We start from the raw sequence: 22,222 nt of genomic DNA, 5'->3' as shown, positions 1-22,222 counted from the left end.
TCAACCCTTGTCAGTGCCCCACCACCGACATAGCATCCAGTCATGGATGCCGTTGAATACACTCCAACCCTAGATCAGCTCGTCTACACCTTCGGCGGCGCAGCACCGGTCATGACGGTCCAGCCCGGAACCGTATTGAAGCTGTGGTCTGAAGACGCCTTCAACCACGCCCTGACCAGCGTCGATGATCTGTCCAGCGAGAAGGTGGACCTCCGCTTTGTCAACCCTCAGACCGGACCATTCTACGTAGCGGGCGCGGAGCCCGGAGATACTTTAGCCATTCATATTGTGGACCTGACGCCCGCCCGTTCCTGGGGTGCGTCGGCTACCATTCCCTTCTTCGGCGGGCTCACCAGCACCGATCGGACTGCTCTCCTGCAGGAGCCGCTCCCGGATACCACCTGGATCTACCACGTCGACACTGCACGGCAGACCGTCGGATTCCAGGCCCGGCATACCGACTTCGAGATCGCACTGCCTCTTGAGCCAATGCTTGGCACCATTGGGGTCGCTCCGCCCGGCGGAGAAGTGCGATCGTCGCTGGTCCCGGAACGTTTCGGCGGCAACATGGATTCTCCCGAAGTCAAAGCTGGCACCACGGTCTATTTGGGGGTGAATGTCGAGGGAGCTCTCTTCTCCATTGGAGACGGACATTACCGGCAGGGCGAGGGGGAAGCATGCGGTACGGCCGTGGAAGGAGCGATGAATTCAACGATCATCGTCGAGCTCATTAAGGGTGGCGCTCCGGCCTGGCCCCGACTCGAGAGCGACAGCCACTGGATGGCTGTTGGTTCCTCACGACCCATGGAAGACTCCTGGCGAATCGGCCAGGTGGAAATGGTGAGGTGGTTCGAAGAGCTCTTCGGACTGCATCAGATGGACGCCTACCAGTTGCTCACCCAGACGGCTCTGGCGCCCATTGCCAACGCAGTGGATGCCAACTACAGCGTGGTGGTGAAGGCCGCCAAGAAGCTATTCCCCCGAGTGCATGCTTTTGACGGATTACACGATGAGCTGCGTCGCCGCAGCACGAACCTTTAGGAGAACCCATGGACCTACATCTGGCTGGACTGACCGCCCTGGTAACCGGAGGTACCAAAGGTATTGGCCGGGCAATCGTCGATTCCTTTGCGGCGGAGGGTGCCAACGTGGGGTTCTGCGCCCGGAACCCCGCCGACATCGAAGCTACTGAAGCCGCTCTGGTTGGCAGCGGCGGTCGCGTCTCAGGGACGGCGATGGACATGGGCGATGCCGCCGCGGTGGCACGATGGGTGGGTGATTCAGCGTCGATGTTCGGAGGGATCGACATAGTGGTCAGCAACGTGAGCGCCCTCGCCATCCCAGACACCGACGAAAGCTGGGAAGCAACCCTCAGGGTGGACCTCATGGGTACGGTCAGGCTGGTCAAGGCGGCGCTGCCCCACCTGCAGCAGAGCAGCGCTGCGTCGATCATTGCCATCTCCAGCGTCTCCGGGCGGGAGGTGGACTTCGCCTCCGGGCCCTACGGGACCGTCAAATCGGCTCTCATCGCCTACATGGCAGGGCTGGCTTTCCAGCTCGCCGGGCAAGGCATCCGCGCCAACACGGTCTCCCCCGGCAATACCTTTCATGAAGGCGGCGTATGGCAGAACATCGAACAGGGCGACCCCGAGCTGTTCAACACGGTGATGGGGCTGAACCCAACGCACCGGATGGGCACGCCGCAGGAGGTTGCCGATACCGTGGTATTCGTCGCCAGTCCGCGGTCCAGCCGAACCACTGGAGCCAACATCCTGGTCGACGGCGGGCTGTCCCGGGGTATCCAGTTCTGACCCGGGCGAACGTGGCTACATCCGACCGAACCTGGCGCGGATGATGGCGAAAACGCCGTAAAAGATCAGCCCCACGGCGATGGCGATCAGTATCCCGTTCCCAAACGGGTGATCCTGAAGTGCCTTGAGGCTCCCATCCAGACCCGTTGATCGGGACGGCTGGTTGGTGATGGCGGCAACAACAAAGAGCAACCCCATGAGGATAAGCGCTACCCCTTTCGCGACGTGGCCCAGCACCCCCAGTGCGTCGATCACGGCACCCCGCCGCAAATCAACAAAATGCTCCAGCTCTGGCCTGAACGTTCGCCGCAGGCCTTTGACGATGAAGTAGACGCCGATTCCCAGCACCGTTCCGCCGACCACCAGCACAATGAAGGATCCCAGCGGGTAGGCCATCATCGTCCTGGTGAACTCCCTGGTGAACTCACTCGAATCCGGGGCATCACCCAGGGCGAATCGTGCCATGGTCACAGCCATGATCCCGTAGGTCACGGCCAGGGAGCCCGACGAGACGGCCTTCTCAAGCCTTTTTCCCACTGGCTTCCGCCGATACCGGAGTGTGGACTCGCTGAGCTGCCACAGGGCAAGTCCCCAACAACCAATCGCACACGCCCACATGGTCCACGGTCCAGCAGACCCCGAGGCCAACTGCTCCAGCGCCCCCGTGGGCTCGGCCTGCCCGTCCCCGCCAGCCGCGACCTGCAATGCGATGACCCCGATCAGGATGTGCACCACCCCGAGCACGGCGAACCCGAAACGTGCGGCGATGTCCAATGCCAACCCGTCCGAGATGCTTTCAGCTGTATCGGCAATTCCGGGCCTGTTGCTTTCCCCCGCGGACATCCACGCTCCCCCATTAGCCAGAGCTTCCACCCTATCCGGGCAGGGGGAGAGACCCGGAATCCTTCAGGAGCTGCACGTCGTCAGCTCCTGAAGGATCCTCATCTACAGAAAGAGGTCCGCGTAAACCCGCAGCGAATCCCTGACGAACTCTGCGCCGTCCTGGCCGCCATAGTTCTTTCCGAAGCGAGGGTCAGCAACATACATGTCGCCAAGCCCCAGCACGTACTCTTTTGACGGCTTGCCGCCGGACTGGGGAACGCCCGGCGCCGGGGCCAGCCACGCCACGTGCCGCGCTGCCAACGCCTGGGCAGCAGGACTGTCGGGCGTCACCGCTCCAGTTGCCGCACTGGTCCAGGCAGCTCCCAGCTCTGCGGTCTGTTGGGTCCACGCCGCCTGCTCGGCGTCGGTCTTTGTCCGCCACCAAGCGTCACCCTGCGCATAGGTGGCTTTCCCCCAGCGCTCTTCAACCTCATCCTTGTACTGGGTGTGGTCAAACCCGTCGAACATCTTCTCTGCCATGAGTTCTTCACCTCCCTCCAATCGGTTCACCGTCTCTTGGACCGACGCGATCTGCCGCGTCAGCCGGACTTGCTCCTGCCGCAACCACCTGAGGTGACCGTGCAGTGCTGTCACAGGTTCAGGGTCACCCGCTAGCACCCCGGCAATGGTCGGCAGGCCAAGACCGAGGTCCCGGAGCATCAGAATGCGCTGCAGACGCACGAGGGCGACGTCGTCGTAGTGGCGCTGCCCGTTACCCCCAGTCCGCGACGGCTCCAGCAGCCCGATCTCGTCGTAGTGCCGAAGCGTCCGGCTGGTGGTGCCGGTCAGCCGCGCAATTTCCTGGATTGACCAGTCCATGGCTTCTCCTCTCAACCGTTGGCATCCACGCTAGTGGTTGACGCAACGTCAATGTCAAGGGTGTTCTCGCTAGTGCTACCGGCCGGCCATTTCAGCCACGGAAAGAGCGGGTGCTACTGTTCGAACAAAACCAACGGCGAGCGTCCCGGGAGACCTGTGAACACTCAAGACGAAGCGCGGTTCCTTGATCAAACGGTCGCGTTGGCGGTCGCAAATGTCCAGAACGACGGCGGCCCGTTCGGTGCGCTGATCGTCACCAGCGATGGACGTAGCTTCTCCGGCGTCAACCGTGTCACTGCGTCCAAGGACCCGACCGCACATGCTGAAGTAATGGCTATCCGCAACGCCTGCACCGCACTGCAAACCTTTGAACTCTCCGGGAGCACTCTCTACACGAGTTGCGAACCCTGCCCACTCTGCGTCTCCGCAGCGCTCTGGGCGCGAGTCGAATCGGTGGTTTACGCGGCCGACCGATTCGACGCTGAGGAGGCTGGGTTTGATGACGCAGTCTTCTACAACTACTTCAACACCCCGGTTGACCAACGGTCGATGCCGGTGCGACAAGTGGTCCCACCCGTCGAAGCCGCACTTCCAGCCTCGGCCCCGTTTAACGCCTGGCGCACTCTGGCCGCGAGGGTCGACTACTGAGCAGTCATTGACCGCGACAACAGTTCGACGGCCACTAGCGCGAGTCCGGCACCGACCGTTGTCCACAGCGCAACGGACGCCGTCGGCTGCTGCCACAGCACCAATACGACCATAGCGACGACGACGACGGCGGCTTGGGCCGCACGTTTGTTCCACCACAAGCGGTGCTGCCAGGGCTGGAGGTCTCTGTCGCCGCGTGTGTGGCCACCCACCGGCGGATTGCCGCGCCGTTGCCCCAACACCACACTGGATCGTCTCAGGAGGAACGCAACCAGCATGGTCAGCAACGCAACCACGAAGACGATCCTCATGCTGACCTGCAGCGGGGCAAGGAGGTAATCGATGAGGCTCTGCGCTGCCGCTGGACTAATCCGGTCGGGCGGGATCGCGTTAAGGTAATACTCCCGCCCCAGTCCCACTGTGACCGCCAGCACTGCCATGGCAAGCGCAACCCCAAAGCCCAGCACCCCAATCACCCGCAGCCTCAGGCCAGCGGGTGCCACTGCGATCGCAGCGACTGCCCCGAGCGCAGCGAGCCACGTCAGGATCACTGCACCACGGTCAAGGACATTGATTGCTTGCCCAGCCCGGACCAACTCTGGCGACTGGAAAAGGGTGAGCTCGGCGTCGATCTCTGGAATTCTTGTTCCGATCGTCGCATCTTCTCCGATCAGACGCTCCTTGACCTGCGCGATGATCTCACCGGTGGAAAGGGTGACAGCACCGTTCTCGTCGAGGCTGGCCACGCCGGTAGGTTCGCCCGTGACCAGGCCGAGGAGCCGCTGGTGTGCCTCGCGGTTCGCCTCGACCCACAAGATCTGGAATTGCGGGGCCGTGACCACCCGGGAAGCGGCAGCCTCAATTCTGGCGTGGGTCTGTTCAACGATCACCGGCACCAGGTCCGCGATCAGGGGCTCTGCCAACGGTGCCGACCGGGTCAGCTCGGTCAACGCATGCCGGGCACGTCCTTCAACGTCAATTGAGGCAACAATTCGCTCGGTCAGGTGCTCGGTCACCGCGGCCTGAATCGCTGGATCCGCCGCCAGCGGAGCGATTGTTTCCACATATCGATCGGTGGCAAGAACTTGGGTGCGCAAGTACAGGGCCGGAACCGTGGCGAAGACCAGCCCGGCGGCGAGAACCGCCAAGACCACTGATGTGACCCAACGTTGCCTGGGCATGACCGCGCTCCCGCTAGGAAAGCAGTCTGGCTTTCGCGGCCGCGAATTCCGCGGCGGTCAACACCCCGGTCGAGTGAAGGTTGGCGAGCCGGGCCAGCTGGTCAGCCAGCTGATCCCCGCCTGCCATTGGCGGCGGACTCGATGCCGGATGGGGGTGCGCGTGTCGTTCCCGCATCTGATGGTTGATAGCAGCGGTGGTCATCTGTGCTGTACCTGAGATGACTGCTGTTCGGGCCACAGATCCCAGGAGGCCTGGTCTGCCCTGTCTGCCGAATGGCATTTCGTGTCCTTCAATCTGTTCTTGGAGTGAATCGATTAACTTGCAGCGACACCGTCGGCCTGGAAAGCGTCGAGCACCGTGTCGTGCGGAATGTGGACATGCAGCGCGGTGGTGCCTCCCGCGGCCCGCACATCTTCAGACAGGCGCCGGGCCCACCGATGCTCCACCGTGACGATCACCGAGGACTCGTTGTCCCCGACTGATCCCGCCACTACCTCAATGTCGGTTTCGCTGAGCAAAGTGAGCGGTCGCGGATCGACAATCAATCGGGACCAGGCCGCTGGCAGATCGTCGCCCAGATCCTTGACGCTGAGCGTACCCAGCCCGTCCCTGGCAATGACCACTACGTCGAGTAGGGCGACCACCCCCGACTCAACCGCCTCACTGAGTGAGACAGCAACACTCTGGTCTATCTCCGGGCTGGGAAACGTGCAGATGATCACTTCGACTGGGCCGACTCGCATGTGGCTCCTCTTCAACACCTACGATCAGGTTCAGACCCAATTTTCCACAATCGACACGAACTGAAATCACCCGGTCCGGGTGATCTGCCAACAGCGCCCCCAACGACACAGTTGGATCATGTCCGGAGTGCCCGGGCCGGTGGAGAAAGGCATCCGGGAGAAGGTCACCCCTGGCGCCTCGGCCCTCTTCCTCCTGACAAGCGGGGTCACCGACCGGTTGACTGACCAGACCTCCAGAAAAAACGCTCTTGTGCTTAAAGCCAGCAACTCCCACGATTGGTACCAACTGACGGGTTCTGGTGCCAGGAACGCGTCAGGCCGCTCGATAGTCCATCGTAAGGACGTGTTGATCCATGGTCACCTATGGAGCAGTTGCAGTGACAAAGGTGAGTCCGCCACAGCCTGACCAATCCGCATTGCTGCGTCCCCGCCTCCTACAAACAGTGGACACAGTGCTTCAATCCGGCTCCAGGCTCGTCTCCATCGTCGCTGGGATGGGTTATGGCAAGACGACGCTCGCCGCTCAGTGGGTCGCCAGGCGCAAATCTCACAGCCAACCCGTCGCCTGGCTCACGATCGACCCTTCCGACGACCAACCCGCACGATTCTGGTCCCTGATGGTGGGTGCCATCGAGCTGGGCGTTCCGACACTAGGGGATGGACGCCTGCGCAGAAACCCAGCGCCCACGTCCTGTGGGGACAACGCGTTCATCGACAGCATCATCACGATCATCGCTGAGGTGAAGGAACAGGTTGTTTTCGTTCTGGATGACTGCCACGCGTTGAAGAATCGTGGGATCCTCCAGGACCTCGACTATTTTGTCCTGCGCTCGGCACCCAAGGTGCGGTTCATCCTGATCGGTCGATCCCCCCCGAGACTCAGCGCGTTATCCAAGTTCACTCTTCACGACGGTCTCATCGAGATAGACGCCGTTTCGCTGGCTTTCACCCGGCGTGAGTTGGTTCGGCTGGCCAACGGGTCCCCCCTGGACGCGGACCGCCTTCTTGAGCTGACTGAGGGGTGGCCGGCGGCAGCCAGACTGGCTCACCGCCACCTCGAGACAGCCAGTTCCCAGAATCCACCAGATGGGACCTCCGCCCCTTTTGATCACCAGCTCTTGAGGCCTCTCTTCGACTCCTACGGAGCCGACCTGCAGCAACTGCTGCTCTCCGTGTCGACACTTGCCACCTGGAAGGTTGAGGATCTCAACCATGTTCTGGGACGCACCGATGGCGCACAGGTCTTTGAACGCCTCCGCGCAGAAACGGGTCTGATCATGGGCGTGAGCATCGGGCCAGGGGCGGGCAGACACTTTCGTCTCCATCGGCTGCTGCAGGGTTTCCTTGACGCCCACGCTGCGGCGGACCCCACAGCTTCGCTGGCAGCCACCCACGCCCGGATGGCGGCCTGGTTGCCGGAGCACGGACGACACGCGGAGGCTCTGGTACACGCGGTCCGGTCCGGGGACCTCGATGAATTGCGAACCACCGTGGCCACCTCTGGTCTTGAACTGCTGTGGAGCGGCGAGAGCAACCTCATTCACGAGATGTCCGTCAGCCAGAGAGGTCACCCCCTCGAGGAGCTAGCGCTCCTTGAGGGGGTGATCGCGTTGCGGGCGGGCGACCCGACGGTAGCCTCCGAATGCCTCGAACGCCTCAAACGCAGCGGCACTGGACATCACCTACCGGCGGCATTTGTGGTGCTGGCAACAGCACTCCAGGCTCAGCTGCACCTGTCGCAGGGCTCCTTCACGGACGCTGTGGGCTTGCTGGAAAAGGTCGTTGAACAACCTCCCCTTGACGACCTTGACGTGTATTTGACGAACGTCCTGGCCGCAGCGCTGGTCGGGGTGGGGCGGTTTGAAGACGCACTGGCCCTATCACTGCAGGCATCCCGGCTGGCGAGTGACCGCGGGAATCTGACCGCTCTCGTCGATGCCCGATCGGTTGCCGCCGCCGCCCACGTCTCGCGTGAAGAATTCGGGTTGGCCCGGGCGGAAGCCACCTGGGCTATTCAGCGAGCCGGAGAAACCGAGTTGCGCTACGGCCCCAGCCTGAGGCCAGCGCATCTGGTCGCAGCGTGGTGTGCGTATCACGCGCTGGACGATTCGTCGGCTCGATTCCACAACACCTACGTCAGACGGGCCGATTCGGCCGCCCCAGTAATCGCCCATTCCAACTCAAAGCTATCCCTGATCCTGGACTTCCAGAATGGGAGCCACCGGCATGAGGCAGCCGCCGGCCTGTTGGACCGGGTGCGATACGACCTTATCCACGGCGTGTTTCCACCCGACCTCGCTATTTGTTCCCTCCAAACGGCATCGATGCTGCTCCAGTTGAGACACGGCGACGCCTTGGAGACGCTCAAGTCGGAGCTCAGGCAGCATCAAGGGGTAAGCGGAGAATTGCACACCATCTCCGCGTGGGAGCTGCTTGCCGCCGGGCATTTCAGCGCCGCACGGAAGCTCCTGTCGGCAGTCACCGCTGGCTACGTCGAGAGCCAAAGCCGGTGCACCCTTCTGACAGCGTGGGCCCTTGCCTGCCGGGTAGCCCTCGAGGAGGGACGGGCCTATGAGGCGCGAATCGCGTTGGGAGAGGCTCTGCAATTGGGGGCCAGAAGCGGCTCATTGCGCGCATTCGCGTTTGCGGGAGCCGAAGTCCGGGCGGCCGTGGTTCATGAACAACTCTACTTTCCCGCTTTCGGCCACATCATCGCCCGTATCACCCGTTTTCGGGGTGGCGGGCAAAGCTCGTTCTGTCCACCCCTCACCCATCGGGAACTGGACCTGCTCACCCTGCTGCCCACCTTCGCGACCGTCGACGAGATTGCGGAGCGACTGCTGATCTCAACAAATACCGTCAAGACACATGTCCGGGGCATTTACCGGAAACTGGGGGCGACTTCCCGCCGGGAAGCGATCGCCATCGCCCAGGACCTTGGGCTGCTGCCGGCAACCGCCAGCACACCAGCCAGTTCCGCCGTCCCCGACGGCGCGCTTCGATCCCTTACCCCCCGCTACGGCAACTAGTCGTAGCACCCGACCATGGAGGTGCTTTATGAGCATCAACTTCTGGGACTTCTTCTGGGCAACGCTGGTCTTCTTCCTGCTCGTGTCCTATTTGTCGCTCCTCTTCTTTGTCTTGGCCGACATCCTCCGCAGCCCGGAAATGGGCAGATGGGTCAAGTTCGTCTGGATTCTCCTGCTCATCTTCCTTCCCTTCTTCACAGCGTTGGCTTACCTCATAGCGCATGGGCAGGCCATGGCGCTGCGTAGCTACGGACTGCATGAGATTCCTGACTCCGCAGCGGCCAGCCTCGTGAGCAACGAAGAAGCTACGGCCGTGAACCAGATCAAGACCGCGAAGGCTCTACTGGATGACAAAGCGATCTCTCAGGCCGAGTTCCAGCGGCTCAAGGAGAGCATCCTCGTCGATCTACCCTTCAGCACAGGTCATTCAGCCGAGGCGGGCAGCAAACCTCGGTGATACCCGGCAGGCGGAACAGCAAAAGTCCACCGGCGGCCTTTCTTGAGCTCGATCAACGACGACGACGCCGGGTCCTTTTCGGTGCCGTGCTTCGTTCGACCGTGACTCTCGCAGCGATACTTGTCGTCTACTTCCTGGTCCCCGTTTCCGGATTCGCACCAGGTGCTGCGGGTGCCGCCTGGATCAGGCTCATCGCCCTGTTGCTCATTTTCCTGGTCGCTGTAGCCTTTCAGATCCAGCTGGTCCTCACCTCTGGGGTCCCACAGGTCCGTGCGGCTGAGGCGGTCGCGCAGAGCGTCGCGCTCTTCCTCTGTCTGTTCGCCCTGCTCTATGCATCCATTTCGGCGACCGATCCACAGTCATTCAGTGAGCCGCTGAACAGGGTGGACGCGCTGTACCTGACCACAGCGACCTTCGCGACGGTCGGTTTCGGCGACGTCGTGCCCATCAGCACTCTCGCTCGGGTCGCAGTGACGATCCAGATGATCACCGGTTTGGGGTTGCTGGTCCTGATCGTGAAAGTGGTGTTCTTCGCGGCGCGTCAGGGACTCCTTCGGCGAGGTTAGCGCCCCCGATGTGACGCATGCCATATCGTGGACGACATGTTCACAGGTTTCTCATGTCTGTCTCATTCAGGTTTCCTACGCTGGCGGTGGCGCAGCACGTCGCCGTTCACCAGCGGAGGAAAGCGATGAGTAGTTCCTTGGACAAGGTCGATCCTGGCTCCGGGGCGGATCGAGGCGATTTTGCTGAAGCCGACGGCTCCGATTATCCCGACGGTTCACCTCAAACTGACGACGCGACGGCCGACGGCTGGGTGCGCATCCGGTTTATCAAATCAACTCTGATCCTTGCTATCCCCGTCACCCTGTTGAGCTTTCTCAGCGGGGCCCTGTGGCTGGCGATTCATTTTTCGACACCCGAGAACTTTGAGCGAATTCATTTTTGGTTCTACTTCTTCGACGTGGGCCGTGAGATCAATGTCCCCACCTGGTTCAGCGCAGGCCTGTGGATCCTGACCGGGGTTGTGGCGGGCTACATGGCCCGCAAGGCCGGCAGGTTCAGAAAATCCTGGTGGCTTTTCGCCAGTGTCTGCATCTTCTTCTCCCTCGACGAAACCCTCGAACTTCATGAACGTCTGGACCTGATTGGTGGACGAATCGCACAGCTTTTGCCGTTTGAAGTCGGCTTCACCTGGATCATCCCGGGAATCGTCATCGCCTCAGTACTGGTCCTTCTTCTGCTTAGGCTGGTGCTGTCCTTGCCCTCTGCCGTGCGCAACGGGATCATCGGCGCCGGGGCAACATTCGTTTCCGGCGCGGTTGTCGTCGAAACGATCAGCGGAAACTGGATCCAGACCAACGGCATGACCTGGCATTTTTTTGCAATGGTGTTGGTTGAAGAGACCCTGGAAATGGCGGGGGTTGCCCTCTGCCTCGTCTCCCTGTTGCACCTGTTGGAGTACAAGCGTGTGGGCGGCGGCACCGCCTATCGGGTAGCGGAACGGCCCCCAGGACAGGTCCGGCGCCAGCGTTTGGCCAAGGGTGCCGTTCCCGGCTCCGTGGTCTAGCTGGGAACGCCCAGGTAATCCAGTTGGGCTGCCACCGACGCCTCGGCTGCCCGCCGGACTGACGCGTCGACGTCGGCATAGACCACGTCGGTAATCTGCTGCACTGTTGCACCCGGACCAATGTCCGCGAGCGCGGCGCGGACCTGATCCAACCGTTCGCCCCGGTGCCGTGAATAGTAGCGAGAGACGAGTGCCAGGTCCGGGAGGATCGGACCGTGCGCAGGAAGGACCTTGGCCGGTCCAAGCGCGCTGAGCCTCGCCAGCGAGTCCAGGTAGGGACCCAGCCGGCCATCGGGGTAGTCGATGATGGTGGTGCCGCGGCCCAGGATTGTGTCCCCCGTCAGGATTGAACCGTTAGCGCCATCGTCGGGCAGGAGGAAACAGACCGAGTCAGAGGTGTGCCCGGGGGTAGCGATGACACGGATGGTCACCCCCGCCGCGAAAATCTCTTCACCGTCGACCAGCTGGGCTCCCCCGTGGCAGTGGTCAGGGTCCATTGCCCGCACCGGCGCGCCGGTCAGCTGATGGAGGCGTCCGCTGGCTTCGGTGTGGTCGCGGTGCCGATGGGTAATCAAAACCAGTTCAACGCGCCCCGCGCCAGCGAGCGCCGCCAGGTGTCCCTCATCCAACGGACCGGGATCCACGACGACAACCGGGCGTTCCCCCGGCACCCCCGCTGCTCCACCGGGTACCTCACCCACCACGTCACCCGCCGGGGCTGCAATGAGATACGAGTTCGTGCCTTCCAGGCTCATCGGTCCCGGATTGGGGGCAAGCAGATACCGAGTGAGGTCGCTGCTGGAAACCGGGCCTGGCGTTGGGAAGTGAACCATGCATCCACCCTAGCGAGCCCGGTCCTGGTGCCGGCCCCCGGTCGGATAAAGTGCGCAGCATGAGAACATCCCACAATGGCGCATCGGCGGCGATTCCCCGCCTGGCCGTCAGCGTCCTGATGGTGCGTGGGGATGAGGTGTTCATCCAGAACCGTTCGCTCACGATGGACTTTGCCGCAGGGGTGGTCGTCTTTCCAGGAGGGCGCGTGGACGCCGTCGACCACCTCACCGCTGCCGCCAGTCCCGCCCCCGCACCTCTCCTGGCCGATCATGCGCAACGCTGGGCGGAGACCAGCGTCGCCTCCGGCAGGACGCCCGGATCGATTGAGGCGTCTCCGATCGAAGCATCCGGCGTACTCCTGGCCGCAGCGGTGCGCGAAGTGCAGGAAGAAACGGGGGCTGTGCTGGCTCCCGAGGATCTGACCCCGTGGGCCAACTGGATTACACCCGCCAGTTACGGCAAGCGCTTCGACACGTTCTTCTACCTGACGGTGCTTGCCCCGACCGTGGATCCGCGGCACCAGACCACCGAGGCTGAGTCGTCGCACTGGGCGACAGCGCGGAGGATTCTCGCGGGCGCCGCTGATGGGCAGCTGAACCTGATGCGCCCCACGGAGGCGCTCCTCACGGAACTTGCAGATCTCCCGGGACACCTGGCGGCAGCGCTGCAGCCGATCCTTCGGGCGCCTCGCCGCATATCGCCGGTGGGCCGACTGTAACCATTTCAGCCCCACCCAGAATCCCACCATCGGATCCCACCACGATTCCCCGAGGCACCGATGACGCAGTAGTCTCTGGAGCAGGTCGCCACTGCCGCGGCACGTCGATGGGGGAAGCATTGAACTGGATCCGCACACACCGGGCATTCGCGGGAGGACTGGGCGCCGCCGTCGTCGGACTAGCCGCGATCATGACAGCAGCGATGACCCGGCCGCCCCTGGAGTTTGGCTGGTTCGCCTACGCGCCACTGTCACCCTCGGTGCTCCTGCCCGGCCCGACCGCAGGCGAAATCTTCGGGCTGGGCCTCGCGGCACTCGGGCTGATAATTATCGCCGGGGCATTTGGGTACTTGCGGGGCCGGCGGGCGCCATGACCACTTTCACCCTCCGACCGGTGGCCTGCTGGCTCCTCGCGCTGTCATTTGTGGTGACGCTTGGTGGAGTCTCGCTCCTGTTCGGCGCCACCCCAGCCACGCTGTCGCTGCCCACCAGCGGAGACGAGCAGAGCATCGCCTATTCCTCCGGACTGGTCATCACGGTCGACGACCCGTTTTCCCTTGCTGACCTGCCCACCGTGGGCGGTCAGGTGCTCCTGGTTGGCGGGCTGATGGTCAGCGCCGCGGCCGCCGGTTTGCGGCTGGGGAAACATCAGCGGACCATGACTGAGAACCGGAGGATGCCCAGCTCACCGGTGGTGGTGCTCTGGGTGGGCGCCGGCCTCCTGGTGGTCGGGGTCCTCGTAGCGTTGGGATCAGGACTCGTGCCTGCCACCCTGCCCTCTCACCCGGGCGCCGTCCACACGCCCTTCGGAAGTGGGCTCCCGATCCGGCCGTTCGGCGTCGTTCTGTTGACCAGTGGGGTCGCCCTCGGCGCCGCAGTCGGTGGCTATCTTGTCGGGTCACGCCGCCGGTAGGTTCATCCTCCGTCTGCTGCCACCGCAGGCGGACTAGACGTCCGGGACGCTCGATGAGACGACGACGGCGCCCGCCACGTCTCGGATCTGCACTTGTGAAACATCCTCCCGCATGACGGCGGCGTTCATCCGGCAGATAACCGTCTCTTCCGCCCCGAAGAACGTGCCCGATATCAGCTCAGCACCGTCTTCGCTGACCAGAACCACTTCAAAGATGTCTCCTTCGGCCAAACCATCCACTTCCAGAACCGTCTCAGTGCCCCAGGTGTGAGCGACGAGCGCAGCCTCAAACGAAGTGCCGTCAGGGATGGCGGGGAAAGTGACCGCCTCGACCGCGCCCAGGGCTCCCGGAGGCCCATCAGGTGGGGTGTTCAGAACACCCGAAATCACTGACCCGCCCAAGCCCCCCACTAAAAGCAGGCCGGCAGCGGCAAGTCCAATCAGCACCGGCTGGAATCGGCGACGAGCTGCTGGTGCGTCTGAGGTCCGAGCTCGAAACGGTTGACGTTGTGCCTTCGACGCTGCGGAGGGGGTCGGCGCCTCTCCCTCGAGGGGCGCCTCGGACGTTGCTGCGAATACCCGATCGGCGAGACCGGGAGGTAGCTCCTGGTCGTCCCAGGTCAGATCAGTCTGCGCCAGCTGGTCGGTAATTTCCCGAAGCGACAGATACTCACCTAACAACACGGGATCTGCTGAGCAGGCCTGGTCGAAGTCTCTTTGCTCCTCGTCGGTGAGCTCACCGGCCAGGGCAGCGGCAATCAGGCGATCACGACTGCTGAGTGGTTCCTCAGTCATTGGTGCTCCTCCTCTCCCAAAATCTCGCGCAGCGCTTTCAATCCGTAGTACATCCGGGTGCGCAGCGTAGTCACCGGAACACCGCTATGTTCGCTTACCTGCTGGTAGGTTAACCCGTCGAGATGGATGGCGACGATGATTTCGCGATGCTCCGAACTCAGCCTCGCCAGACCGCCAGACAGCACAATTCTGTTGTGGACCGTTTCCACCCCTGGAGCCGCTGGCGCCTCAATTTCGATCAGTTCATCGATGACAGGAGTGGGCCGCCGGGCACGGGCTTTGAGTTCGTCGATCACCACGTTGCGGGCGATAGCGAAAAGCCAGGTACGTTCCGAACCGCGCTGCGACTGAAAGCGGTCCCTAGCCCGCCAAGCCCGGACAAACGTCTCCTGGACGCAATCCTCGGCGATGGTGGCGTCGCGAGTGCTGTTCAGCGCGAACCCGAAGATCGCCCGCGCATGGTCGGCGAACGCTTGGTGCACGTCGAAGGCACCCGCAGTTTGCCTGAACAGGCCGACCACCCTTTCCTCGTCAATTGCCCGAAGCATCAATTCACCCCGCCCGCCTGGTAGTCCGAAAGGGATACTGGCCCCAGGGGTGGTGCGTTCATTACCGGTCGAAGAAATATTGGTGGTGAACGTTTTACCGCCGTGGCGAGTATACCTTCGTACGGCAGCACCGATCAGCGGCGCTGCGCACCGAAAGGGACACCCTGATGACAACGAAGAAGGCACGGATCGCCGCAGTTGCGGGCGCAACCGGAGTAGCGGCAGTGTTGGCAGTTGCCGGAGCAGCACCAGCTGCGGCGGAGACGGCAGTTGAGCGCCCTGACAGCTTCACGAGCTCTCACACCGTTGCTGCGACACCGGATCAAGTCGTCGGACCGGACGGCGCGATGGCTCCCGGAGAGCCCGGCGCGATGGGCACTTTCAACTTCATGATCAATTCCGATTCGGAGATCATTTGCTACGACATCACTCTCAATGGTGTCACTCCGCCCTACGAAAGCGGCGCAAAGACTGCTACTCACATCCACGAAACAGCCGCTGGCGAGAGCGGCCCTCCGCGGCTGGCTTTCCCCAACCCTGAGGGCGACGGCGTGCTCAGCAGCTCCGGCTGTCTTCAGGGCCCATTCACCACTGGTCTTGAAGGCGACGACGGCGTCGACACCGGCGAAGGGTTCTCCCTGAAGGAGATTGAAGCCAACCCTGCCGGCTTTTCCGCCGACACCCACACTGCCAACTTCGTTCCAGGTGCGGTCCGCGGTCAGCTGACCATGCTCCCCGCAGGTGGAGCCGACACGGGTGTGGCGATGACCTCCCCGGTTGAAGAAGCAGGCTCCGTTCTGACTCTGACCCTGGGTGCCGCAGGCGCTGTAGCAGTCGGCGCGGTATTTGCCGTGCGTTCTCGCACCCGCACGGCCTGATCCCGGTGCTCCTAGACGACCGCGGGATGCTGGGGGCCTGCGGTCGTTCGGGAGTCGCTGGGCCCCAGTGTTCTGTGGACGCAGGGCATTCCAACGGCCGGCGGGCAGAGTAGAAGTGGAAACTCAGATCAAACTCTCAGGAAACCGGAGTAGCGTCCTGTCATAACCGTTGTGGTTGCGGAACTTGTAATCAAGGGAGATGGACCATGAACCGTAAGTGGCGAAACTGGGTGCCGGCCGTAGCAGTAACAGCCGTCATGGGTGCCGGGGTCATCCTGGTCCCCCTCACTGCCAACGCCGCGGTCGACCTGCCGGACCTGACTGCCGCCGAGGTACTCGAACTAGCTGCTGGTCACTCGGTGGCTGCGCTGTCGGGCACCGTGGAGCAGGCTTCCGACCTCGGCCTCCCCGACCTCGCCCTGATTAGCGGTGCGGGCGGAGGCGGTATGGGCGCCAGCGCGTCCCCGGGAGCTGATCCTGGCCCCGACGCGGGCTCGGTTCCAACAGCCGAGGGCACCATGCTTGAGATGCTCACCGCTCCACACACCGCGCGGGTCTTCCTCAACGGCCCAACGCAGGCTCGGATCCAGATCCTGGACGAGATGGCCGAACGAAATTTCATACTCAACGGCGATGAGCTCTGGTACTTCGACTCCGAAGAAAATTCCGCAGTACGTTCGATGATCGAGCCAGCTGACGGCGTGCCGACTGACCTCCCGGAGGTGCAGACCCCGGACCAGCTCGCCACGCTCTTCCTCGAAAAGGCCGACCCGACCACCGAAGTGTCAGTTGGAACCGACCGTATGGTCGCCGGCCGTGCCGCCTACCAGCTGATCCTGACACCCCGCAGCAACGAGACACTGGTGGGTTCGATCACGGTCGACGTCGACGCCGAGACGGGCCTTCCGCTCGCGGTCAGCGTCGCTGCCGTTGGCGGAACCACCCCGGCGTTCAGTGCCGCGTACACCGAGATCAGCCTCGAGGCGCCCGCTCCCGAGATATTCGACTTCACGCCACCAGCCGGTGCCACCGTCACTGAGGCCACGGGTCACGGGGAGCACGGGAACAAACGCGATCATAGCGATGCCAAGCCCGAAGCCGCCGATGAGTCGACCGAACCGACTGTCACCGGCACCGGATGGGCCACCGTGGTGGAGTTTCCCGCCGGGGGCTTCGCGGCTGAAGACCCCGAGCTGACCGGAATGATCGATCAGCTGAGCACACCGGTCGACGGCGGTCGCCTAATGCAGACCCGGCTGCTGAACGTCCTCCTCACCGATGATGGGCGGGTTCTGGTAGGTTCGGTCCCCGCAGATCGTCTCCAGGCAGTTGCCGACGACGAGTGAGCGACGAAACGTTGCCGATGGGCCCCGTCGTTCAGACCAGGGGACTCTCGAAGCGATTCGGTGGGCAAACAGTTCTGGACGGTATCGACCTTTCCGTGCCACGAGGGTCAGTCTTCGGCTTCCTCGGCCCCAACGGGTCAGGCAAGACCACAACGATCCGGATCCTGTTAGGTCTGGCGAGCGCAACGTCGGGCGACGTGGAGGTCCTCGGACGTAAGATCCCCAAGTTTCTCCCCGAGGTGCTGCCCAGGGTGGGAGCCCTCGTGGAGGGGCCCGGGTTTTACCCCTTCCTGTCAGGGCGGGCCAACCTGCACCGCCTCGACGCCGCAGATCGCTTTGTGGACCCGTCGACCCGCCGCGCGCGCACCGCACAGGCGCTGGAACGGGTAGGCCTTTCACAGGCGGCCAACAAAAAGGTGGGGGCCTACTCTCTGGGCATGAAGCAACGGCTGGGGATCGCCAACGCACTCCTGACACATCGGGACCTGATCGTCCTGGACGAGCCAACCAACGGCCTCGATCCCCAGGGCACCCGCGAGGTGCGTCACCTGGTACATTCCCTCACTGAAGAAGGCACCACCGTCTTTGTCTCCAGCCACCTGTTGGCCGAGGTGGAACAGATTTGCTCGCATGTGGCGGTCCTCCGAGCTGGCAAGCTGGTGGCCCAGGGCGAGCTGAGTGAGTTGCGCGCCGCCGGTCAGACCCGGGTGGAGGTCCTGACACCCGACGGTGAGGACTGCCGGCAGGTGTTGGTCCGGCTGGGATTGATCCCGCAAGAACCACCGACTACCCCCCACACTCCGAGTGGTTCCGATGTTGTGGTGGCCGCCCCGCTACCCAAGGATTTCCTACCGGAGACCATCGTCGCCGCCCTCGTCGCCGCCGGGGTACGGGTGAAAGGCTTTACCGTCGATCAGGTAGGGCTTGAGGAGCTTTTCGTGTCGCTCACCGGGGAGGGGTTTGACGTTGTCCAATAACGATCCGGCGCGCAGCATCGGACGTCGACCCGCGACGGGGCTGGTGTTTATGGCTTCGGAACTGTCGATCCTGTTCAGACGAGGGCGCACCTGGGCCCTGCTGCTCGCCCTGGCGGCAATCCCGGTCCTGATTGCGGTAGCTGTGCGGCTGACCTCCGGTCCGCCTACGGGTCGCGGTCCCGCCTTCCTCGACCAGATCACCCAGAATGGTTTGTTCGTGGCCGTCGCAGCGATCACTGTCGCCATTCCGTTGTTCCTACCGCTCACTGTTGGGGTAGTGGCCGGCGACACCGTCGCCGGCGAAGCCAGCACTGGAACGCTCCGCTACCTCCTGGTGGCTCCCGTAGGCCGGGGCCGGCTGCTCGCCGTGAAATTCGCTGGCGCTGTGGTGTTCTGCCTGGCTGCGACACTTGCTGTCGTGCTGGCGGGCACACTGATTGGCGCTGCCCTGTTCCCGGTGGGGCCGGTGACGCTCCTGTCCGGTGACACCGTAAGCATCGGCGAGTCCTTGCTGCGGTCGGCTTTGATCTGCGCCTACGTGACCGTATCCCTCACCGGGCTCTGCGCCGTCGGACTGTTCATCTCGACCCTCACGGATGTGCCGGTCGGCGCGATGGCCGCGACGGTGGTTGTTTCGGTCGTCTCCCAGGTGGTGGGTCAGCTTCCCCAGCTGGAATTCTTGCACCCCTGGCTCCTGAGCCACTACTGGTTCGGATTCGCGGATCTGCTCCGGCAGCCGATCGAGTGGTCCTCCTTCGCTGCGAATACCCTCCTGCAGTCCGGTTATGTGCTGGTCTTCGGCGCTCTCGCCTACGGCCGGTTCACCACGCGCGATGTCCTCGCCTAACGGCGACCCCCATCGTCTCGGATTCCTGATTCCACTGAGTGGAAAGTACGATAGCCTCTAGAAAAGTTTCCACATCGCGGATCAAATCTGTCAGTGGGAGCTCGAGAATTGGAGTGTCACATGGCTGAGAAAGCAGCAGGCGGCGGGGTGCAGTCCGTCGAGCGGGTTTTCGAACTGCTTGAGCTCATCACCGACGCTGGCGGGGAAGTCTCACTGAGTGAACTTTCCTCCTCGACCGATCTTCCCTTGCCGACCATCCACCGTCTGTTGCGCACCCTGGTCGCCAAGGGGTATGCCCGCCAGCTCCCAAACCGCCGTTACGCGCTGGGCCCGCGGCTCATCCGGCTGGGCGAAGGCGCCAACAAACAACTCGGAGCTCTTGCCCGGCCCCAATTGAAGAACCTGGTCGACAGTCTGGGCGAGACCTCCAATATGGCAGTCCTGGATTCGGACATGGTCATCTACATCGCCCAGGTGCCTTCCCCCCACTCGATGCGCATGTTCACGGAGGTGGGCCGCCGCGCCCACACCCACGACACCGGCGTGGGGAAAGCCATCCTGGCGCAGTTGAGCAACGATGCGGTGCGCAGCATCGTCGGTCGGGCGGGCATGCCCACTCCCACCGACAGGAGCCTGAAGAATATCGACGAGTTACTGGCCGAACTGGAGCTCATCCGCGAGCGCGGTTACTCAGTCGATGAGCAGGAGCAGGAACTCGGCGTCAGGTGTTTCGCTATGGCAGTCCCCGACGCGCCAACCCCCAGCGCCATTTCAGTATCCGGGCCAGTCTCCCGTGTCGATGAACGATTCGCTGAGAAGGCTGTTCCTCTGCTTCGCGAGGCGGTCCAGTCAATCGCCGCGGAGCTGAATCTGAAGGCCTGACCCGGTGTCTCGGCGACTTCATGCCAGATTATTTGTAGGGTGAACTATGAATGCCGTTGATGCGCTTAACGAAATTGCCTTCTGGCTCGAACGCAAGGCAGCGCCAAGCTTCAAAGTCAAGGCATTCCGGAACGCCGCCGAGCTTCTCGGTGACCTCTCTTTCGACGAGCTTCTGGCCAGGACCAAAGATGGTCGACTCAAAAGGGTGAAGGGCATCGGGGCGCGCACCTTCGAGGTGGTCTCCCAGGCAGTCGACGGAGAGATTCCCCATTACCTTGCTGAGCTCCGTGAACAGTCGGCCGCCCCCCTGGTGGCGGGCGGACACTCCCTCAGGGCCGCCCTGCGAGGCGACCTGCATAGTCACAGCAACTGGTCCGACGGCGGCAGCCCCATCGATCTGATGGTCCAGGCCGCGCAGACCCTGGGCCATCAGTATCTGGCCCTCACGGATCATTCGCCCAACCTCACTATTGCCAACGGCCTCAGCGCCGAACGACTCGCTGAGCAGCTCGATCTTGTGGAGCAGATCAACGCCAGCGCCGCCGGGTTCAGGCTGTTAGCCGGAATTGAGGTCGACATCCTGGAGGACGGCACCCTCGACCAGACCCCAGCACTGTTGAACCGGCTCGACGTCGTCGTCGCCAGCGTGCATTCCAAGCTTCGCTCTGACCGTTCCACTATGACCCGGCGGATGCTCGGCGGGATCAGGGCCCCACAGACCAACATCCTGGGACACTGCACCGGCCGCCTCGTGCAGGGGGCCAGGGGGACCCGCCCGCCGTCGGAATTCGACGCCGTCCAGGTCTTCGCCGCATGCGTCGAGAACAACGTTGCCGTGGAGATCAACTCCCGGCCGGAACGCCAGGATCCCCCCGATGAACTGATTCGTCTGGCACTCGAGGCTGGCTGTCTTTTCAGCGTCAACAGCGATGCGCATGCGCCTGGTCAGCTGGACTTTCTGCAATACGGGGCGGAACGGGCCGAGGCCAATGACGTTCCGGCTGACCGCATCATCACTACCTGGCCCGAGGAGAAACTGCTCACCTGGCTCAAGGGCAGCTAGGCGAACCAGCATCGCGTAATGAATCAATCGGCAGCACCGGAACTAGCCCAAGGGAAACAGATGGACGCAGCACCCAGTATGCGGACCGCAATCGTGACAGGTGCCGGCTCGGGCATTGGGCGTGCCGTGGCCCGGGAGTTTCTGACGGCCGGGTTCACCGTCGTCCTGGCGGGCCGGAGACAAGCTGCCCTTGAGGAGACCGCAGCCGGGCACCCCCTCGCCCATGTGGTGCCCACCGATGTCACCCGGCCCGACGACGTCAACCGGCTGTTCCGCTACGTTCAGCAGGAGTTCGGTGCCTTGTCGGTGCTTTTCAATAACGCCGGTGTGTTCGGCCCTACGGGCGCCGTTGACGAGATTCAACTGGCAGAGTGGGCCGATACCGTTGCAGTCAATATCACCGGCGCGTTCCTGTGTGCCGCAGCCGCTGTTCGTCTGATGAAGAGCCAGCAGCCACCGGGCGGACGAATCATCAACAACGGGTCCGTCTCGGCTCATGCGCCCCGCCCCTTGTCGGTCGCCTACACAACCACCAAGCATGCGATCACCGGCTTGACCAAGTCGATCGAGCTGGATGGACGCCCCTTCGGCATCACCTGCGGCCAGATCGACATCGGGAATGCCCGCACCGAACTCATGGACACCATCGGCGTCAACGGCGGCGCGCTCCAGGCGGACGGGTCCCGCCGGCCGGAGCCCACCTTCCCCGTGGCAGAAGCAGCCCGGGCAGTCCTTTTGATGGCTCAACTACCGGCCTCTGCATCGGTCGGGTCGTTGCTCATCACCGCGAGCGGGATGCCCTTCATCGGCCGTGGCTGACCCGGTTGAGGTGTAGCCAGCCGGCCGGTTGGCGTCCAGCAGGAGGTGCAGAGCAGTCAGGAGTACCAGAACCAGTTGGGTGGGTTCCAGGAGGCCGGCACCTCGTGCCCGTTGAACCTCCCGCAGACGGAGCAGGAATAATTGACGCACGCTGCAACAAGGTGACCACCCCCCGACGGGGGACGCGCCGGAACAAAATCTTCATACATCAGGAACTCGTCAGTATCACATTCGGAGCACCATGGCAGGCCCGGGTCGCGGTCCCTGACATCGCCTGCAGGCCCCCGGGTCCGCTCGGACCCGTATGGATTGAATATAGCCATGAGAATCATCACTCCAGCCAGTGAATAATCAGGCTCCGGCTAATTCCGTCCCCTAACCTCGATTTTTCATCGGAGGTCTTGGCCGGGTGTTTGAGGGCGGTGGGCAGGGGCCGCGGGTGCTGGTTTGGTTTTGGGGCG

Annotated in this window: 25 protein-coding genes; 17 read left to right on the top strand and 8 right to left on the bottom strand. The window is 63.1% G+C overall.

Annotated features, from left to right (window positions below; genetic code table 11):
* Positions 1–42: 42 nt before the first annotated feature.
* A complete protein-coding gene (locus tag ABD059_RS04020; RefSeq protein WP_343877961.1) occupies positions 43–1,041 on the top strand; it encodes an acetamidase/formamidase family protein in 999 nt (332 codons plus the stop codon).
* An 8-nt stretch (positions 1,042–1,049) separates the two neighbouring features.
* Positions 1,050–1,811 carry an SDR family NAD(P)-dependent oxidoreductase gene (locus ABD059_RS04015; protein WP_343877959.1) on the top strand — a complete coding sequence of 254 codons (762 nt, stop codon included), beginning with the start codon at positions 1,050–1,052 and terminating at the stop codon, positions 1,809–1,811.
* 15 nt (positions 1,812–1,826) lie between these two features.
* Here the strand turns inward: ABD059_RS04015 and ABD059_RS04010 are convergent, their stop codons facing one another.
* Both ABD059_RS04010 and ABD059_RS04005 read right to left on the bottom strand, forming a co-directional pair.
* A complete protein-coding gene (locus ABD059_RS04010) occupies positions 1,827–2,654 on the bottom strand; it encodes a DUF1206 domain-containing protein (RefSeq protein WP_343877958.1) in 828 nt (275 codons plus the stop codon).
* A gap of 102 nt (positions 2,655–2,756) precedes the next feature.
* A complete protein-coding gene (locus ABD059_RS04005) occupies positions 2,757–3,512 on the bottom strand; it encodes a MerR family transcriptional regulator (RefSeq protein WP_343877957.1) in 756 nt (251 codons plus the stop codon).
* Between the two features lie 156 nt (positions 3,513–3,668).
* Here ABD059_RS04005 and ABD059_RS04000 point away from each other — a divergent pair, with 156 nt between their 5' ends.
* Positions 3,669–4,160 (top strand): nucleoside deaminase, encoded by a 492-nt coding sequence (locus ABD059_RS04000; RefSeq protein WP_343877956.1) that lies wholly within the window; start codon positions 3,669–3,671, stop codon positions 4,158–4,160.
* Here the strand turns inward: ABD059_RS04000 and ABD059_RS03995 are convergent.
* The 3 genes from ABD059_RS03995 to ABD059_RS03985 form a co-directional block, all read right to left on the bottom strand.
* The gene (locus ABD059_RS03995) at positions 4,154–5,341 is read right to left on the bottom strand and encodes a hypothetical protein (RefSeq protein WP_343877955.1); all 1,188 of its coding nucleotides are present in this window, start codon (positions 5,339–5,341) and stop codon (positions 4,154–4,156) included. The genes ABD059_RS04000 and ABD059_RS03995 overlap by 7 nt on opposite strands.
* A 13-nt stretch (positions 5,342–5,354) precedes the next feature.
* On the bottom strand, positions 5,355–5,543 hold the full coding sequence (locus ABD059_RS03990; protein ID WP_343877954.1) for an SHOCT domain-containing protein: 189 nt from the start codon (positions 5,541–5,543) through the stop codon (positions 5,355–5,357).
* A 113-nt stretch (positions 5,544–5,656) separates the two neighbouring features.
* Positions 5,657–6,085, bottom strand: a complete 429-nt coding sequence (locus ABD059_RS03985) for a DUF6325 family protein (protein WP_343877953.1) — start codon at positions 6,083–6,085, stop codon at positions 5,657–5,659.
* A gap of 452 nt (positions 6,086–6,537) precedes the next feature.
* Between ABD059_RS03985 and ABD059_RS03980 the strand changes: the two genes are divergently transcribed.
* From ABD059_RS03980 to ABD059_RS03965, 4 genes are all read left to right on the top strand, one after another.
* Positions 6,538–9,114 carry a LuxR C-terminal-related transcriptional regulator gene (locus ABD059_RS03980; RefSeq protein WP_343877952.1) on the top strand — a complete coding sequence of 859 codons (2,577 nt, stop codon included), beginning with the start codon at positions 6,538–6,540 and terminating at the stop codon, positions 9,112–9,114.
* Between the two features lie 28 nt (positions 9,115–9,142).
* The gene (locus ABD059_RS03975) at positions 9,143–9,571 is read left to right on the top strand and encodes an SHOCT domain-containing protein (protein WP_343877951.1); all 429 of its coding nucleotides are present in this window, start codon (positions 9,143–9,145) and stop codon (positions 9,569–9,571) included.
* An 86-nt stretch (positions 9,572–9,657) separates the two neighbouring features.
* Positions 9,658–10,137 carry an ion channel gene (locus ABD059_RS03970; protein ID WP_343877950.1) on the top strand — a complete coding sequence of 160 codons (480 nt, stop codon included), beginning with the start codon at positions 9,658–9,660 and terminating at the stop codon, positions 10,135–10,137.
* Positions 10,138–10,262: 125 nt separating this feature from the next.
* A complete protein-coding gene (locus ABD059_RS03965) occupies positions 10,263–11,141 on the top strand; it encodes a hypothetical protein (protein ID WP_343877949.1) in 879 nt (292 codons plus the stop codon).
* Here ABD059_RS03965 and ABD059_RS03960 read toward each other — a convergent pair.
* Positions 11,138–11,974, bottom strand: a complete 837-nt coding sequence (locus ABD059_RS03960; protein WP_343877948.1) for an MBL fold metallo-hydrolase — start codon at positions 11,972–11,974, stop codon at positions 11,138–11,140. The two genes, ABD059_RS03965 and ABD059_RS03960, sit on opposite strands and share 4 nt — an antisense overlap.
* A 59-nt stretch (positions 11,975–12,033) precedes the next feature.
* Between ABD059_RS03960 and ABD059_RS03955 the strand changes: the two genes are divergently transcribed.
* The 3 genes from ABD059_RS03955 (at position 12,034) to ABD059_RS03945 (ending at position 13,606) form a co-directional block, all read left to right on the top strand.
* Positions 12,034–12,693 carry an NUDIX hydrolase gene (locus ABD059_RS03955; RefSeq protein WP_343877947.1) on the top strand — a complete coding sequence of 220 codons (660 nt, stop codon included), beginning with the start codon at positions 12,034–12,036 and terminating at the stop codon, positions 12,691–12,693.
* Positions 12,694–12,800: 107 nt separating this feature from the next.
* Entirely contained in the window at positions 12,801–13,067 is a 267-nt protein-coding gene (locus ABD059_RS03950) for a hypothetical protein (protein WP_343877946.1), read from the top strand.
* Positions 13,064–13,606 carry a hypothetical protein gene (locus tag ABD059_RS03945; RefSeq protein ID WP_343877945.1) on the top strand — a complete coding sequence of 181 codons (543 nt, stop codon included), beginning with the start codon at positions 13,064–13,066 and terminating at the stop codon, positions 13,604–13,606. Before ABD059_RS03950 ends, ABD059_RS03945 begins: the two co-directional genes overlap by 4 nt.
* A gap of 33 nt (positions 13,607–13,639) precedes the next feature.
* On the opposite strand, the gene ABD059_RS03940 is transcribed toward ABD059_RS03945, so the two are convergent.
* Positions 13,640–14,401, bottom strand: a complete 762-nt coding sequence (locus ABD059_RS03940; protein ID WP_343877944.1) for an anti-sigma factor — start codon at positions 14,399–14,401, stop codon at positions 13,640–13,642.
* A complete protein-coding gene (locus tag ABD059_RS03935; protein WP_343877942.1) occupies positions 14,398–14,922 on the bottom strand; it encodes a sigma-70 family RNA polymerase sigma factor in 525 nt (174 codons plus the stop codon). The genes ABD059_RS03940 and ABD059_RS03935 overlap by 4 nt, the downstream gene beginning before the upstream one ends.
* A gap of 194 nt (positions 14,923–15,116) precedes the next feature.
* Here ABD059_RS03935 and ABD059_RS03930 point away from each other — a divergent pair, with 194 nt between their 5' ends.
* From ABD059_RS03930 to ABD059_RS03900, 7 genes are all read left to right on the top strand, one after another.
* The gene (locus tag ABD059_RS03930) at positions 15,117–15,827 is read left to right on the top strand and encodes a CHRD domain-containing protein (RefSeq protein ID WP_343877941.1); all 711 of its coding nucleotides are present in this window, start codon (positions 15,117–15,119) and stop codon (positions 15,825–15,827) included.
* 206 nt (positions 15,828–16,033) lie between these two features.
* Positions 16,034–17,173 (top strand): LolA family protein, encoded by a 1,140-nt coding sequence (locus ABD059_RS03925; protein WP_343877940.1) that lies wholly within the window; start codon positions 16,034–16,036, stop codon positions 17,171–17,173.
* A 17-nt stretch (positions 17,174–17,190) separates the two neighbouring features.
* A complete protein-coding gene (locus ABD059_RS03920) occupies positions 17,191–18,150 on the top strand; it encodes an ABC transporter ATP-binding protein (protein WP_343878147.1) in 960 nt (319 codons plus the stop codon).
* A 49-nt stretch (positions 18,151–18,199) separates the two neighbouring features.
* The gene (locus tag ABD059_RS03915) at positions 18,200–18,997 is read left to right on the top strand and encodes an ABC transporter permease (RefSeq protein ID WP_343878146.1); all 798 of its coding nucleotides are present in this window, start codon (positions 18,200–18,202) and stop codon (positions 18,995–18,997) included.
* Positions 18,998–19,117: 120 nt separating this feature from the next.
* The gene (locus tag ABD059_RS03910; RefSeq protein ID WP_343877938.1) at positions 19,118–19,879 is read left to right on the top strand and encodes an IclR family transcriptional regulator; all 762 of its coding nucleotides are present in this window, start codon (positions 19,118–19,120) and stop codon (positions 19,877–19,879) included.
* Between the two features lie 46 nt (positions 19,880–19,925).
* Positions 19,926–20,942 (top strand): PHP domain-containing protein, encoded by a 1,017-nt coding sequence (locus ABD059_RS03905; protein WP_343877937.1) that lies wholly within the window; start codon positions 19,926–19,928, stop codon positions 20,940–20,942.
* A gap of 60 nt (positions 20,943–21,002) precedes the next feature.
* Positions 21,003–21,761: an SDR family oxidoreductase gene (locus tag ABD059_RS03900; protein ID WP_343877936.1), complete on the top strand. Its 759-nt coding sequence runs from the start codon at positions 21,003–21,005 to the stop codon at positions 21,759–21,761.
* Positions 21,762–22,222 lie beyond the last annotated feature (461 nt).

The sequence above is a fragment of the Arthrobacter flavus genome (assembly GCF_039526005.1).
GTDB classification, from domain to species: domain Bacteria; phylum Actinomycetota; class Actinomycetes; order Actinomycetales; family Micrococcaceae; genus Arthrobacter_D; species Arthrobacter_D flavus.
This window is presented reverse-complemented; position numbering and strand designations above follow the sequence as displayed.